The sequence below is a fragment of the uncultured Arenimonas sp. genome (assembly GCF_963976025.1).
Taxonomy (GTDB): domain Bacteria; phylum Pseudomonadota; class Gammaproteobacteria; order Xanthomonadales; family Xanthomonadaceae; genus Arenimonas.
Map to the genome: position 1 here is coordinate 1 of NZ_CAXBJS010000057.1, position 15,569 is coordinate 15,569.

At 69.0% G+C, this 15,569-nt stretch carries 11 protein-coding genes and 2 pseudogenes; 8 read left to right on the forward strand and 5 right to left on the reverse strand.

Annotated features, from left to right (window positions below; all coding sequences use genetic code 11):
* Positions 1-22: 22 nt before the first annotated feature.
* The 3 genes and pseudogenes from scpB to AACZ35_RS06420 all read left to right on the forward strand — a co-directional run.
* Positions 23-571: pseudogene (gene scpB, locus AACZ35_RS06410) on the forward strand (SMC-Scp complex subunit ScpB); the annotation flags it as partial.
* 107 nt (positions 572-678) lie between these two features.
* Complete coding sequence (gene rluB, locus AACZ35_RS06415) at positions 679-2,037, forward strand: 23S rRNA pseudouridine(2605) synthase RluB (RefSeq protein WP_339827303.1); 1,359 nt, start codon at positions 679-681, stop codon at positions 2,035-2,037.
* 3 nt (positions 2,038-2,040) lie between these two features.
* The gene (locus tag AACZ35_RS06420; protein WP_339827305.1) at positions 2,041-2,799 is read left to right on the forward strand and encodes a methyltransferase domain-containing protein; all 759 of its coding nucleotides are present in this window, start codon (positions 2,041-2,043) and stop codon (positions 2,797-2,799) included.
* Position 2,800: 1 nt separating this feature from the next.
* Here the strand turns inward: AACZ35_RS06420 and AACZ35_RS06425 are convergent, their stop codons facing one another.
* The 5 genes from AACZ35_RS06425 to AACZ35_RS06445 are packed head-to-tail and all read right to left on the reverse strand — an operon-like array spanning position 2,801 to position 12,191.
* Positions 2,801-3,601 (reverse strand): amidohydrolase, encoded by an 801-nt coding sequence (locus AACZ35_RS06425; protein ID WP_339827307.1) that lies wholly within the window; start codon positions 3,599-3,601, stop codon positions 2,801-2,803.
* Between the two features lie 2 nt (positions 3,602-3,603).
* Complete coding sequence (locus AACZ35_RS06430) at positions 3,604-4,752, reverse strand: pyridoxal phosphate-dependent aminotransferase (protein WP_339827309.1); 1,149 nt, start codon at positions 4,750-4,752, stop codon at positions 3,604-3,606.
* 38 nt (positions 4,753-4,790) lie between these two features.
* The gene (locus tag AACZ35_RS06435) at positions 4,791-6,656 is read right to left on the reverse strand and encodes a hypothetical protein (protein ID WP_339827311.1); all 1,866 of its coding nucleotides are present in this window, start codon (positions 6,654-6,656) and stop codon (positions 4,791-4,793) included.
* Between the two features lie 2 nt (positions 6,657-6,658).
* Complete coding sequence (locus AACZ35_RS06440; protein WP_339827314.1) at positions 6,659-8,530, reverse strand: hypothetical protein; 1,872 nt, start codon at positions 8,528-8,530, stop codon at positions 6,659-6,661.
* Between the two features lie 19 nt (positions 8,531-8,549).
* Entirely contained in the window at positions 8,550-12,191 is a 3,642-nt protein-coding gene (locus AACZ35_RS06445) for a S8 family serine peptidase (RefSeq protein WP_339827316.1), read from the reverse strand.
* 187 nt (positions 12,192-12,378) lie between these two features.
* Here AACZ35_RS06445 and ccmA point away from each other — a divergent pair, with 187 nt between their 5' ends.
* From ccmA to ccsA, 5 genes and pseudogenes are all read left to right on the forward strand, one after another.
* Positions 12,379-13,032, forward strand: a complete 654-nt coding sequence (gene ccmA / locus AACZ35_RS06450; RefSeq protein WP_339827318.1) for a heme ABC exporter ATP-binding protein CcmA — start codon at positions 12,379-12,381, stop codon at positions 13,030-13,032.
* On the forward strand, positions 13,029-13,715 hold the full coding sequence (gene ccmB, locus AACZ35_RS06455; RefSeq protein ID WP_339827320.1) for a heme exporter protein CcmB: 687 nt from the start codon (positions 13,029-13,031) through the stop codon (positions 13,713-13,715). Before ccmA ends, ccmB begins: the two co-directional genes overlap by 4 nt.
* Before the next feature lie 10 nt (positions 13,716-13,725).
* On the forward strand, positions 13,726-14,475 hold the full coding sequence (gene ccmC / locus AACZ35_RS06460; RefSeq protein WP_339827323.1) for a heme ABC transporter permease CcmC: 750 nt from the start codon (positions 13,726-13,728) through the stop codon (positions 14,473-14,475).
* Positions 14,476-14,609: 134 nt separating this feature from the next.
* Positions 14,610-15,086, forward strand: coding sequence for a cytochrome c maturation protein CcmE (ccmE, locus tag AACZ35_RS06465; RefSeq protein WP_339827325.1), 477 nt, complete (start codon positions 14,610-14,612; stop codon positions 15,084-15,086).
* A pseudogene (gene ccsA, locus AACZ35_RS06470) lies at positions 15,087-15,569 on the forward strand (cytochrome c biogenesis protein CcsA); the annotation flags it as partial.

Consider the following 15,569-nt stretch of genomic DNA (forward strand, 5'->3'; position numbering starts at 1 on the left):
TGACCCGACAAACGCGAGCCCCATGGACCAGACCCTGATCCGACAAATAGTCGAGGCCGCCCTGCTGGCGGCACCGCAACCGCTGACCCTGGCCCAGCTGGCCGGCCTGTTCCCCGAGGACGAGCCCGCGCCCAATGGCAGCCTGCAGCAGGCCCTGGACGAACTGCGCGAGGCCTGCGCCGACCGCGGCGTCGAACTGGTCGAGGTGGCCTCGGGCTTCCGCTTCCAGGTCAAGGCCGACGTGCACCCCTGGGTGGCGCGGCTGTGGACCGAACGCCAGGCCAAGTACACCCGCGCCACGCTCGAAACCCTGGCGCTCATCGCCTACCGCCAGCCGATCACCCGCGGCGAGATCGAACAGATCCGCGGCGTGGCGGTCAGCACCAACACCGTCAAGCTGCTCGAGGAACGCGAGTGGGTGCGCGTGGTCGGCCACCGCGACGTGCCGGGCAAGCCGGCGCTGTTCGGCACCACCAAGGCCTTCCTCGACTACTTCGGGCTAAAGAGCCTCGACGAGCTGCCGCCGCTGGCGGAGCTCAAGGACATTTCCGAACTCGAGCCGCAGCTGCCCTTCGACATGCCCGCCGGCGTTGCCGCCGCGGCCGTGGCCCAGGACATCGCGGCCACCCCCACCCCTTCTGAAGAGGCCGGCGAAGACGCCGCGCCGGAGCAATCGTCATGAGCAACACCCCCAAGAAAGTCCTTTCCCTCAAGGAGAAAGGCAGCCAGCCCGCCGCCGCCAAGGCCGAAGAGCGCCTGCACAAGGTGCTGGCCCAGGCCGGCCTCGGCTCCCGCCGCGCGCTGGAAGAACGCATCGCCCAGGGCCTGGTGAAGGTCAACGGCGAAGTCGCCCGCACCGGCCAGTCGGTCTGCAGCGGCGACCGCGTCGAACTCGACGGCAAGGTCTTCGTGGCCAGCGCCCTGACCGAGCCCGCGCGCGTGCTGCTGTACAACAAGCCCGAAGGCGAAGTGACCACGCGCGACGACCCCGAGGGTCGCCCGACGGTGTTCGAATCCCTGCCGCGCCTGAAGGGCTCGCGCTGGATCGCCGTCGGCCGCCTGGACATCAACACCACCGGCCTGCTGCTGCTCACCACCGACGGCGAGCTGGCCAATGCCCTGATGCATCCTTCCTCGAACATCCAGCGTGAATACGTCTGCCGCATCCACGGCGAGGTCGCCGAAGAAGTGGTGCAGCGCCTGGCCAAGGGCGTCGAGCTCGAGGACGGCCTGGCCAAGTTCGACTCGATCGAACGCATCGGCAGCTCCGATTCGCACGCCTGGTTCAACGTGGTGCTCAGCGAAGGCCGCAACCGCGAAGTGCGCCGGCTGTGGGAATCGCAGGGTTTCCAGGTCAGCCGCCTCAAGCGCGTTCGTTATGGTTCGACCCCGCTGCCGCGGCCGCTCAAGCGTGGCCACAGCGAGGAGCTGCCGCCGGAACAGGTTGAGAAGCTGCGCGCCCAGTTCAAGCTCGAGGACAAGCCGGCGGTGCTGACGCTGCAGCCGGTGATCGGCCAGCGCAAGTCGCGCCCCACCGAAATCCGCGTCGGCAAGGACCGCAAGCAGACCTCCTACGTCAACGGTTCGATCGACGAAGAGTCGCGCGAGCTGCGCCGCTTCGACCACGTGCGCGAAGAGCCGCGTGGCCGCGGCCGCGGTCGCCCCGGCGGCGGCGCGGGAGCCGGCCCCGGCAAGGGCAAGCGTGGCCCCGGCCGCGCTGGTGCCCGCGACGACAACTTCGGCAACCGCATCGGCGGTCCCGGCCAGGGCCCGGCCGGCGCCAAGCGCGGCAAGCCGGCCAGCCCCTACGGCGCGCGTCCTGCCGCCGGCCGGCCTGGCCCGGGCAAACCCGCCGGCGCTGGCCGGCCGGGCGGTGGCGGCAGGCCCGGCGGCAATGCCGGCGCCAGCCCCTACGGCGGCCCGAAGAAGCCCGGCGGCCCGCGTCGCCCCGGCGGCGGTGGCGGCGGCCAGAAACCCGGCGGCGGCCCGCGTGGCTTCAAGCCCAAGCGCCCCGAAGGCCTGCCCTCGGACGACTGACCGATGAGCGACGTCGAGGCACGCTGCCTGGCCCGGGAGTGGTTCTATCCGTTCCGGCTTGTTTCCGGCCAGGTGGTGCCCACCTACCCGCCACCCGAGGTGGCGCCGGTGCATACCACCCGCCTGGCGATGCTGCGCGGGGCCGTGCACTCACACTTCGGCGACCTGCCGCGGGAAACCCTGCGCGCGATCGACCTGGCCTGCCATGAAGGCTGGTTCGCCCACCAGCTGCAGGACCTGGGTTTTGGCGACGTGCGCGGTTTCGACGCCCGCGCCGACCACGTCGAAAACGCGCGCCTGGCAGCCGCCGGCTGTGGCCGCGACCTGAAGTTCGAACAGGCCGACGTGCATTCACTCGACGCCGCCGCCACCGGCCGCGCCGACCTGGTGCTGTGCCTGGGCCTGATCTACCACCTGGAAAACCCGGTCGGCGCCCTGCGCACCGCCCATGCGCTGACCGCCGACGGCGGCCTGTGCCTGGTGGAAACCCAGATCGCGCCCAACCTGTCGGGGCCGCTCGATTACGGCCACCACAGCTTCGTCAAACCGATGATGGGCAACTTCGCCATCGTCGATGAAACCGAAGAAACCCACGGCCCCGAGACCTCGACCACCGGCATCTGCCTGGTGCCCAGCCTCGAGGCCCTGCTGTGGGTGCTGCGCAAGGTCGGCTTCCGCGACGTGCAGGTGCTGCCGGTGCCGGCCGACGGCTACGAACAGCTGCGCTACGGCAAGCGCGTGATGGTTGCCGCCAGCCGCTGAATCAGTCGAGCAGGCTGAAGCGGTCGGCGTCGAGCTGGGCCGGGAAACGTTCGCGGTGTTCGGCCAGGCGCGCCGCCGACAGCACGGCGGTCGCCACCTGCGGCTGGTCACCCAGCTCCACCTGCGGCATGCCCAGGAAGTCGTGCACGGCGCTGTCGCCGGCATAGGCGATGCCGTTGCCGTCGCTGCCGACGCGGTTCACCGCCGCCACGCAGGCCAGGTTCTCGATCGCCCGCGCCATCAGCAGCGTGCGCCAGGCATGCCGGCGCGGCGCCGGCCAGTTGGCCACGAACAGCAGCAGGTCGTAGTCGAAGCGCCCCGGCGCCTCGGCGTCGAAGCGATTGCGGATGAACACCGGGAAACGCAGGTCGTAACAGACCAGCGGGCGCACCCGCCAGCCCTTGAGCTCCACCGTCATCGGCCGGCGGCCGGCAGCGTAACGTTCGTGTTCGCGGGCCATGCGGAACAGGTGGCGCTTGTCGTAGTACTGCAGTTCGCCCTTGGGCGTGGCCCAGAGCATGCGGTTGTAGACGCCCTCGCCGTCGCGGATCTGCACGCTGCCGGTGACCACCGCGTCCAGCGCCCGCGCCTGCCCGCGCAGCCAGGCGACCGTCGGGCCGTCCATGGTCTCGGCGTCCGCCAGGGCGTCGTTGCTGAAACCCGAGGTGAATGTTTCCGGCAGCAGCACCAGGTCGGTCTGTCCCGCCAGCGGCGCCATCATGTCGGCATACAGGCGCCGGTTGCCGGCCGGGTCGTGCCAGAGGGTGTCGCCCTGGACCAGCGAGACACGAAGGTCGTCCATATTCAGAGCGCCTTGAGCCGTTCGATGGCGGCGTCGAGCGTGGCCGCTTCCTTGGCGAAACACAGGCGCGCCAGGCGCTGGCCTTCGGGCGGCCGGGCGTAGAACGGCGACAGCGGGATCGCCGCCACGCCCTTCTCGACGGTCAGCCAGCGGCAGAACTCGGCGTCGGGCAGGTCGCTCACGGCCGAATAATCCACCAGCTGGAAATAGCCGCCCGGCACCGGCAGCGGCCGCAGCTTCGTTGCCTGCAGCTGTTCGCGGAAGCGGTCGCGTTTGCTTTCGTAGAACGCGCCCAGCTCTTCGTAATGCGAGGGCTCGAGTTCGATCATCTCGGCGAAGGCGAACTGCGCCGGGGCGAAAGTGCAGAAGGTGTTGTACTGGTGCACCTTGCGGAACTCGGCGGTCAGCGCCGGCGGCGCCACCGCGTAACCCACTTTCCAGCCGGTGCAGTGGTAGGTCTTGCCGAAACTCGAGATGACGAAGGCACGTTCGGCCAGCTCGGGATGGCGCAGCACGCTTTCGTGTCGGGCGCCGTCGAAGACGATGTGTTCGTACACCTCGTCCGACAACAGCACGATGTCGGTGTCGCGCAGCAGGCTGGCCAGCTCGCGCATGTCGCCTTCGGTCAGCATCGCGCCCGAAGGGTTGTGCGGGCTGTTGATCATCAGCATGCGCGTGCGCGGCGATATCGCCTCGCGCAACCGCTGCCAGTCCACGGTGAAGTCCTGCGGGTCCAGCGGCACGTGCACCGCGATGCCGCCGGCCAGGTCGATCGCCGGTTCGTAGCAGTCGTAACACGGGTCGAGCACCACCACTTCCTCGCCCGGCCGCACCACCGCCAGCACCGCGTCGAAGATCGCCTCGCTGGCGCCGCTGGTGACGGTGATCTCGGTGTCCGCGTTGACCTCGCGGCCGTAGCAGCGCGCGGTCTTGGCGGCGATCGCCTGGCGCAGGGCCGGGATACCGTGCATCGGCGCGTACTGGTTGCGGCCTTCGGCCATCGCCCGCGACAGCGCATCCACCAGCCGCTGCGGCACGGCGAAGTCAGGGAAGCCCTGCCCCAGGTTCACCGCCTTGTGCTCCAGCGCCAGCTGGGACATGACGGTGAAGATGGTCGTACCGACCTTGGGCAGCTTGGTTTCAGGAGTCATCTTGGCGTCCGGGAAGTGCGAACCCCGATTATGCCCAATCAGGGCGCGCAACCCTGGGTCTGGCCCAGCGGCCGGACCTGGTCGGTGACCCGCCAGTCGCCGTCCACGCCACCCGCGAAAGCGGCATCCACGGAAACCTGCTCCAGCGCCCCTTGGGCGTATCTGCGGTTGAGTACGCCCACGGCCGTGCGGACCGGCTGGCTGTGCGGGCCGAATGGGTCGAAGCCCTGCAGCTGCTCCAGCACGAGCGGTCGGTCGCCTGCGTCGAAGGCGCCTCCACGCTCAGCCACCAGGAACCGGGGCCGGCCAAGCCGGTCGTAGATGAAGCTGGCGATGAATTCGTAGTCCGGATGAACCTGCACGCTGTAACCGCTGCCGGCGCGCGCCGGGTCGAACCAATGTCCGCTGGCGTCCACCGGCGAGCCGTCCACGCCGGGGCAGCCGGTCAGGAAGTACTGCAGCGTTTCCAGGCCACTGCGTCCATCGAGCTGGTAGGCCATCACGAGCGAATTATCCGAAAGCGGATAGAGCGCGATGTGCCCGACTTCGTAGAGCCGCTGCTTGTCACCCAGCCATGCGGACCGGTACAGGGGCAGGTAACTCGGGCCCAGGTCACCGGTTGCTGCCTGCGGATCGGCTTCACTCTGGGCGTAAAGCCAGGTCGGATCGCCGTCTTCTTCGTAGGTGTACCAGAGCAGCGAAATGGCATTGCCCGAGCGGTACACGAACACACCGTGCCCACTGCGCGCCGGGTTGAAATACGAGCCCTGGCGCACCGTCCGGAGCTGGGCACCGCTGTCCTCTTCGATGCCGGCACCCGCCAGGACCCGGACGACGGCGCGTTGCTGACCATAGTTGACCGGCGTGACGTACCACAGCATCGGCAGGTCGCCGAGCAGGGTGACCTGGTCGTAGCGCGCGTTGATCGGCAGCGCCCGATAGGACTCCTCGCCGTTGAGTATCGGGGCCGCGGGCAGCAAGGGCCCGGCCGGCAGCGATGCCTTGGGCCGCAGCATCAGGGCAACCGGCTCCGCGTTCACGCGCTCCATCAGGCCACGGATGAGATTTGATCCCGCGGGAGCCAGCACCGCCAGCTGGTCGTGGACCTGGCCCGGCTCAAGCGTGATCTCCCGTTCGCCCATCAGCAGGGTCGGGGAAAAGCCACTGCCCTCGCGCTGCAGACGAACCGGCATCTCGACCGTCCTCGAGGGTGTGGATACCCGCACCCGGCCCAGCCTGAGGTCGCCATCGGCCATGGCCGTGCCCGAGTAGGACAGCCGCAGCGGCACCGTGCCGTCGTCCCCCACCCGGCCGGGCGCCGAAACCAGTGCATTGCTGCTGTCCTGCTGCTTGTCGTCCCGCAGGTAACCGTCGAAATAAAGGAACCAGCGCAAATGCACCGGCACGGTGTCGCCGCCCCGGTGATGGGCCATGACCCACATGTACTGGTCAATGTTTTCGGGAATGCAGCGCGCCACCGAATCCAAGGCAGACGCCCGGCAGGATTCTTCTTCCGGGTCCGGCCTGCGGTTGCCGTTGCTGTCCACGCCAACATAGACATCCACGTCGGCACCGGCCGCCTCGGCTTCCACCTGCAAGGTACGGTAGAAACGATTGATGGCGATGAACCGGAATACCCGCGACGGCGAGTCGGCATAGGGGTTTGGCTCACCGGCCGACAGGGTCTGGATCACCAGCCGCGGTGCATTGAGTTCCGTACTGCTGGCCATCACCGGCTCGCCCGGTGCGAAACCGGGGATCTCCAGGTCCACGTAGCCCGACTCGCTTTGCACGGTCTGCCGGACTTCGTCCAGCAACTCCACCTGCGCGCTGGCCGGCATGGCCAGGCCGGCAGTGGTCGCCAGGGTCGCCGCGGCGAGGACCAGGGCCCTGGCCTTCGGCATGTTCAAGGATCGCAGCCCTGGGTCGCGCTCAATGGCCGCACGACGTGCAGGGAATTCCAGGCGCCCGGGATGGTGCCGGAAAACTCGGCGGCAATGCTGACTTCCGCGAGTTGACCGTCCTGGTACCGGCGCTGCAGCAATCCGACCGGACTGCGGACGGGTGTCACGTGTTCGCCCAGGGGCGAAAACCCCTGCAGCTGCTCAAGCACCAGGGTGTCGTTGCCGGCATCGAAAGCCCCGCCCCTTTCGGCCACCAGGAAGCGCGGACGACCGAGCTGGTCATAGATGAAGGCGGAAATGAACTCGTAGTTCGGGTGCACCTGCACGCTGTAGCCGGTGCCGGCAAACGCCGGATCGAACCAGTGGCCACTGGCGTCGAGCGGCAGGCCCGCCGCCTGCGGGCAACCCGTCAGGAACGGCGACAAGGTTTCGACGCCACGTTCGCCGTCGATTTCGTAATCGAAGATGAGCGACCCGGCATTGTCCGCGCGGAGGCTCACCAGCCCCACCGGATACAGGCGCTGGCGGTCGCCCAGCCAGGCCGCAAGGTAGAGCCGCATCGGGGTCATCCACCCGGTGTGGCTTCCCTGCGCGTAGTACCAGGTCGGGTCACCCTGCGTGTCGTAGGTGTACCAGAGCATCACCGGGGTCGAGCCGGAACGGTAGAGGAACGCGCCGTGGCCACCGCGACGGGGGTTGTAGTAGGAACCCGACTTGACCACCGGCGGAAGCTCGGGCTCGAAGCTGGCCTGGGCGCCGAGCTTCACGGTGATCGGATAGGCGCTGTAGTTCACCGGCGTCGCGTACCACAGGGACGGCAACGGGCCGACGAAGGCGATGCTCATGCGGTTTGACGCGGTGGGGTCCCTGCTCGCGGCATAGGACCCCGGGTCGCTGGGTGACGGGGCCGAAGGCAGCCTGGGGCCCGTCCATGGCTCTTCCATCGGCCGTACCCAGAAACCAACGCTGCCCTGGCCCACCTGGTCCATGTAGAGATAGACCTCGCGCGAGCCTTCGGGCAAGACAACGGCGATCTCACGGTGCGCTTCACCGGGGGCCAGCCTGACCGTCGTCGGGCCGAGCACCTCGGCGAGCATCGGATTGGTCTGGACCTGCGTCGTTCCCGTGCGAACCACCCTGATCAGGCGTTCGATGACCTGCCCGCCGCTGGTGACCCGGACCCGGGCAAGCCGGACGTCGCCGGGGGCCATGCCGGAGTTGGGGTAGGCGAAGCGCACCGGGAACCGGCCGTCGGCGTCGGACCGACCTGGTGCCGATACGCGTGCCGCGTTCTCCTGCATCTGGCCGGGCTCGTCGCGTTCGACGTAACCGTAGTAGATGTAGTACCAGCGCAGCTTCACTTCGGTCGTCGCGCCGGTACGGCGATGCGCCATGACCCAGTGATTGTTGTTGAACGCCTTGAATGCACAGTGGTCGGCCGGACCGGCATCGGTCACCTTGCAGACGACCTCTGCCGCGTCGGGCGCATTGTTGCCATTCGCGTCGCTGCCCACGTAAAGATCCACGCCGGCCCCGGCCCCTTCAAGTTCAACGTGCAGCACGCGGTCGTAGTACTGCTGGGTGGTCACCATCCGGAACAGCCGCGACGACGAGGCGGAAAACGGGTCCTGCGCGTCGGCCTGGAGGCTGGCAATGACCAGGCGCGGCGGCGCCAGGTCCGTGGTGGCGACGGTCGCCACCTGGTCGGGGGCGACCAGGAAATCGAGATCGAAGTAGCCGCTGTCCGACGCCACTTCCCGCACGATTTCTTCGGCGGGCTCGAGGCTCTTCTGGCTGGCGGACAGGAAGGCATCCGCCGGGCTGGCTGCAAAAAGCAGCCAACCCAGCAGGGTGCAGCCCAGAGGGCGCTTCATGGGTGGTCGCGCTCCTGGATTATGGGCAGCCCTGCGAACCACCCAGCGGCACCACCGCGTCGTTGACGTTCCAGGTACCCGTGACGCCGTTGCCGAAGGTGGCGTTCACGCTGATGCCGGTCAGGGCATTGGCGGTGAACTGGCGGCTGAGCGTGCCCACCGGCGAGCGCACCGGGGCCGTATGCGCACCCAGCGGCGCGAAGCCCTGCAACTGGTCGAGCTGGATGGCGTTGGCTCCGGCGTTGAAGGCGCCGCCACGTTCGGCCGCCAGGAAGCGCGGCAGGCCCAGGTCGTCGTAGATGAAGGCGGCGAAGAACTCGTAGTTCGGGTTCAGCTGCACGCTGTAGCCGCTGCCGGCGCGCGCCGGGTCGAACCAGTTGCCGCTGGCGTCCACAGGCAGCGAGTTGATCGACGGGCAGCCCACCAGGAACGCGTCCATGGACTCGACGCCGGTGAAACCGTCGAGGTTGTAGGCGAAGCTGAACTGGCTGTCGGTGCTGGCGGTCATCACCGCCTCGCCCACTTCCACCAGGTGGTTGGCCGTGCCGTTCCAGGCCGCGCGGTAGATCGGCGTGGACCAGCTGCCATTGGCGGTCGGCTGCGGGGCCTGCATGTAGTACCAGGTCGGCGTGCCGTCCTGGAAGTAGGTGTACCAGAGCACCGCCTGCTCGGCGCCGGCCGGATACATGAAGATGCCGTGGCCGCCACGGCCCGGGGCGTAATACGACCCGCCCTTCACCGTAAGCGAACCGGTGCTGGCGTTGATGGTGGCGCTGACGTCCACCGTGGCGTCGCTGCCGCCGGTGTTGACCGGGGTTACGTACCAGCGGCCCGGCTTGAGGTTGGCGCCGGTGACCGTGATGGTCTGGTTGGCGCCGGCACCGGTGGACGACAGCACGCCGGCGGCGTTGCGCGCCGGGGCCGGCTGGATGACCGGGCCGGTCGGGCTGGCCACGTGCACCGCGTACAGCGAAACCGAACCGCTGCCCTGGGTCTGGAAGCTGACCGAGGTGGCGTTGGCCGGCACGTCGAACACCAGGCGTTCGTGCGCCACGCCCGGGGCAAGCAGCACCTCGCGGGCCTGGCCGTGGGACAGGGCGAAGGGAGACGGCGCGCTGCCGTTGCGCTGGATGCGCACCGGAATTTCAAGGATCGTGTCGCCCGGCTGGCGCTGGATGGCCAGCACCCCCTGGCGTTCCTGGCCATTGCCCATGCCCGGGTCGTCGTAGCCCACGCGTACCGTGAAGGCTTCATTGAGGCCGGTATTGCCCGGGCCGGTGGCGATCGCCTGTTCGCCGCTGCCGGCGGCCAGTGGGATGACCGTGCGGCTGATGCGCACGTTGGTGCCCGGGCCGGACCAGTTCTGGACCATCATCCAGTACGACTGCGGGTTGCCGACGCCGTTGACCTCGAAGTCGCAGAATTCATCGGAACCGGACGTGGTTGAACTGCAGACGGTTTCGGCCTCGTCCGGCAGCCCATTGGCGTTGTTGTCGCGGCCGACGAACAGGTCGATGTCGGGCTGCGCCGCCGAGGTGCTGATACGCACGCGGAAACGCTGGCCGGTGCCAGCCGGCACCTGGAAGGTTTCGCTGTAGTTCTGCGCGATGTCGTCGAAGGCGTCGTCGTTGGTCGGGTCGGCCGTGATGTTGCGCACCTGCACCGCCGTGGCGGCCAGGTCGGTCATCACGAAGCGCGCGTTGGGCAGGGCCAGCATCGAATCGAAATCGACGTCCTGGAAACCACGCTCGTGGTTGGCGTTGATGACGATCTCCGCCGGCGCACCGGCTTCGTCCGACAGCGGCGAGAAATAAACGGCCAGCGGCAGGCGCAGGTCGGGACGGCCGTTGCCGCTGGTATTGACCAGACGGACTTCGCCGTAGACCCAATCGCCCACCAGGGCGGCGTCCTGGGCGCTGATGGTGAAGTTGACCGCGGTGCCGCCGGCGCTTGCGGCGAAGCTGCCTACGCTGGGCGTGATGGTGGCGCCGGCCGCGATGCTGGCCTGCACGCTGTAGGTGGTGCCAACGGCGCCGGGCATCGCCTTGAAGGTGCGGGTGAGCACGCAGGTGTTGAAGCAGCCGCCGTGGGCCATGGTCGGCAGGTTCAGGTTTTCGGCGCCACCGGTGAAGACGCTCGAGCGCGCCGCGCGGAAGCTGCCCGCCGGCACTTCAAGGTACAGGCCGGCCCGCGCGGCCTTGGCCACGTCCACCATGCCCGAACCCTGGTGGTGCGGATCGACGGGGGCGCCGTTGGAAAAACGCTTCACCGAGGGACGCGCCGTCAGGTGCAGGGCCGACATCACCTGGTCGGCGGTCAGGGCGAGATTGGTGGACTTCACCAGCGCGGCCGCGCCGGCCACGTGCGGGGTGGCCATCGAGGTGCCGCTTTTCTGCGAAATCGAGGTCGTGCCGGTGATGCCGGCCGAAATGATGTCCCTGCCCGGACCGGTGATGTCGGGCTTGACCACGCTGAAGGGCAGCACCGGGCCGCGGCCGCTGAAGATGGCCAGCAGGTCGGCGTTGTTGTCGCCGTTGCGGTTGTGCGAGGCCGCGGCCACGCCGAAGGTCCAGGGCACGTTGCCCGGATTGGTGACCGTGCCCGGGTCCGGGCCGTCGTTACCGGCTGCCGCCGACACCACCACGCCGGCCTCGCGGGCGGCCAGGAAGGCTTCGCCGTCTTCGTAGCCGGCATTGCCGACGCCGATCCAGGGATCGTCCAGGCCACCGCCGATGGAATAGTTGATGACGTCCACGCCGTCCGCGACCGCCTGGTCGATGGAACGGATCAGGGCACTGAAGTTGCAGCCGTTGTCCTCGGCGCAGGCCTTGTAGGCGATGATGTTGGCGCGCGGCGCCACGCCCGAATAACCGGCGCCGAAGGCGTTGCCGGCGGCGGTGGCGGCCACGTGGGTGCCGTGGCCGTTGGTGTCGGCGGGATCCCCCAGGCCGGAGTTGCCGATGGTGAAGTCCCACAGGCCGATCAGCTTGTTGTTGCAGGCCGTGGGCACGCTGGTGCAATAACCCTTGAAGCTGCCCAGCGGATTGTTGTGGCCGCCGCCGTTGAACGCGACGTGGCTGCGGTTGATGCCCGTGTCGATGACGCCGACCACCACGCCCTCGCCGCGCGTGGGGGTGCCGGTGACGCTGCCGCTCCAGATGTCGTCGGCATTGATCCACTGCGGGCCGGCATTGGTCTGCAGTTCGCGCTTGAAATCGGGGCTGACGCTGGCCACGCCCGGCTGCGCACGCAGCTGGTCGGCTTCGGCGGCGGTCAGCGACAGCGCCACGCCGTTGGTGGCGTGCACGTAGGTGAAGACCGGCTCGAGCTGGCGGCCCAGCTTGGCCGAATAATCGGCCAGGCGGATGCTGCGCAGGTCCTGCAGGTAGTCCACGTAGGCCCGCGCTTCGGGACTGGAGGACACGTAGCGGTCGGCGCCGGTGGCCGAGGGGCTGGTGGCGGCCAGCTTCGGGCGCAGGCCGTCGTCGGGGCCAAAGCCGCGGAAACTCGCCGCGGGGGCCTCGTCGAAGACGACGATCCAGATCGACTGGCCCTGGACCTTGGCTTCGGCGGCCGGCGACTGGCGGGCCATCGCGTCCTGGGAGACCTGCGGAAGGCCGAGGCCGAGGGCAATGGCAAGCATGAGGGGGCTGGCGCGCATGGAAGCAGTCCTGCTGATTAACGAACGCCCGATTCTCCAGCACGAAGCCGTGAATATCAAAAGAAGACACCGACAGCTCTGTTCACCACCCTGAACCCGCTGCGTGCAATCCAGGCATCACGTCGGAACCAGGCCCTTGATCCCCGTCATGGCGCGGTTCCGGGCGAGCCGGTAGCATGCCGCCGCGATGACTCCTTCCCCGGCCGACGACGTCCCGCTGCTGCAAGCCCGCGGGCTGTGTTTCGCGCGCAACGACGAACCCGTGTTCGGTCCGCTTGATTTCGTGCTGCCGGCCGGCGAGGCCCTGCTGGTCCTGGGCGGCAACGGCGCCGGCAAGACCACCCTGCTGCGCGTGCTGGCCGGCCTGCTGCCCGCCGACGCCGGCGAAGTCCGACTTGCCGGCAGGATCGTCGACCGCGACCACCTGGCCCGCGGCAGCGCCTACCTGGGCCACCTGCCCGGCCACAAGGCCGAACTGGCGACGCTGGAAAACCTCGAATTCGCGCGTGCGCTGGCCGGTGCACCGAGCAGCCTGGACCTGGAACAGGCCCTAGCCGAGGTTGGCCTGGCCGGTTACGAGGACAGCCCGGCGCGCCGGCTTTCGGCCGGCCAGAACAAGCGCCTGGGCCTGGCCCGGCTGCGGCTGCAGTCGGCGCCGCTGTGGCTGCTCGACGAGCCGTACGCCAACCTCGATCTCGACGGCATCGCGCTGGTGAATCGCCTCATCCAGGCCCACCTGGGCACCGGCGGCGCCGTGCTGCTGACCACCCACGGCGCCTACGCGGCGCCCCCGGTGCCGGTGCGAACGCTTGAGCTGGCCCCGTCGCGGAGGCCGGCATGAGTGCCGTGCCGTCCCTGCTGGCGGTGGCGCGCGCCCAGGCCCGGCGTGACCTGCGCCTGGTCTGGCGCCGGCGCGGCGATGCGGCGCAGCCGGTGTTGTTCGCGGTGATGGTGGTGGCGCTGTTCCCGCTGGCGCTGGGCGCCGATCCGCAGCAGCTGGCGCGTATCGCGCCGGGCGTGCTGTGGGTGGCGGTGCTGCTGGCCGGCCTGCTGGCGCTCGATTCGCTCTACCGCGGCGACCTCGAGGACGGCAGCCTCGAACAGATGTTGCTGGCACCGGTGCCGCTGGCCTGGCTGATCGCCGTGCGCGTGGCCGTGCACTGGGTCACCACCGCCCTGCCCCTGGTGATGCTGACGCCGGTGCTGGCCGAGCTGCTGTACCTGCCCGGGGAACTCCTGCCGGTGCTGCTGGTCTCGCTGTTGCTGGGCACGCCGCTGCTGAGCCTGCTGGGCGCGGTGGTGGCGGCCTTGACGGTCGGGATAAGGCGCTCTGGTATGCTTCTGGCCCTGCTGGCGCTGCCTCTTTTCCTGCCCGTGCTGGTGTTCGGGGCAGGCAGCGTGATGGCCGCCGCGCAGGGCCTGCCCTGGGCCGGCGCCTTGCTGCTGATGGCCGCCGGCCTGGTCCTTGCCATCGTGCTCGCCCCGCTCGTCGCCGCCGCGGCGATCCGTATCGCCCTGACCTGAAAACGCCGCCGTGAATCCCGTCCTGCTCTGGTTCCACCAACTCGGTTCGCCCCCGACCTTCGACCGCTTCGCCGCGCGCTGGACGCCGTGGGGATTCGGCCTGGGCCTGGTCGGCATGGCCATCGGCATTTACGGCGCGCTGCTGGTGGTGCCGGCCGATTACCAGCAGGGCGACAGCTTCCGCATCCTCTACATCCACGTGCCGGCGGCCTGGATGAGCCTGTTCGTTTACGGGCTGATGGCGGTCTACGCTGCGATCGCGCTGATCTGGCGCATCAAGCTGGCCGAGATCCTGGCCATGGCCTGCGCCCCGGTCGGCGCGCTGTTCACCGCGGTGACGCTGGCCACCGGCTCGATCTGGGGCAAGCCCATGTGGGGCACCTGGGGGGACTGGGACCCGCGCCTTACGTCCGAACTGGTGCTGCTTTTCATGTACCTGGGCGTCATCGGCCTGTACTCGGCCATCGAAGACCGGCGTGCGGCCGCGCGCGCCGCCAGTTTCCTGGCCATCGTCGGCGTGGCCCTGCTGCCGGTGATCCGCTATTCGGTGGAATGGTGGAACTCGCTGCACCAGGGCGCCACGATCAAGCTGTTCGGCGAATCGACCATGGATGCGTCCATGGCCTGGCCGCTGTGGGTGATGGTGTTCGCCACCAAGTTCTGGTTCGTCGGGTCGCTGCTGCAGCGTGCGCGCGCCGACAACCTCGAGCGCGAGGCCGGCAAGGACTGGGCCCGCGCCAGCGTGGAGAAGACGCCGTGAGCTACCTCGAATACGTGGTCGGCGCCTACGCCGTCTTCGCCCTGTACCTGGCCTGGGATTTCGTGGTGCCGCGCTGGCGCATCAACCGGACCCGCCCGCCGCGAATCGGCCCGCCAAGGAAACAAGACCCCATGATGCATCCCACCCGCAAGCGCCGCCTCTGGCTGGTCCTGGGCCTGGTCGCCGCCTCGGCGGTCGCCGCCGGCCTGGTCACCCTGGCCCTGCGCGAGAACATCACCTACCTGTACACGCCCAGCCAGGTGTATGCCGGCGAAGCCGCCGACCAGGCCGTGTTCCGGCTGGGCGGCATGGTCGCCAAGGACAGCCTCAAGCGCGAGGACGGCACCCTGAAGGTCAGCTTCGGCGTCACCGACGGCGACGCGGTGATGACCGCGCGCTTCGAAGGCATCCTTCCCGACCTGTTCCGCGAAAACCAGGCCGTCATCGCCACCGGCCGCCGGGTCGGCGACGAGTTCCACGCCACCCAGGTGCTGGCCAAGCACGACGAACAGTACATGCCGCGCGAAGTCGCCGAAGCCATGGGCAAGGCGCACGAAAAGCACAAGGTGGACGACAAGAAGGCCGACGACGCCGCGCCGGGAGGCTACTGAGTGTTGCCCGAAATCGGACTGGTCAGCCTGGCGCTGGCCCTGATGCTGTCGCTGGCGCTGTCGGTGGTGCCGCTGCTGGGCGCCCACCGCGGCCACGCGGCCTGGATGGCCACCGCGCGTCCGCTGGCCTACACCCTGCTGGCGGCCGTGGCCGTGTCCTACGGCCTGCTGACCTGGGCCTTCCTGGTGCACGACTTCTCGGTGGCCTACGTCGCCCAGAACTCGAACTCGCTGCTGCCGCGCGCTTACCAGTACACGAAGGTTCGCTGCTGCTGTGGCTGCTGTTCCTGGTGTTCTGGACGGCCCTGGTCGCGCGTTTCTCGCGCCGCCTGCCGGCGCCGGTGGTGGCACGCGTGCTGGCGGTGATGGGCATGGTGGCGCTGGGTTTCCTGGCCTTCACCCTGTTCACGTCCAACCCCTTTGAACGCCTGCTGCCGGGCGCGGTGGAAGGCCGCGACATGAACCCGCTGCTGCAGGACCCGG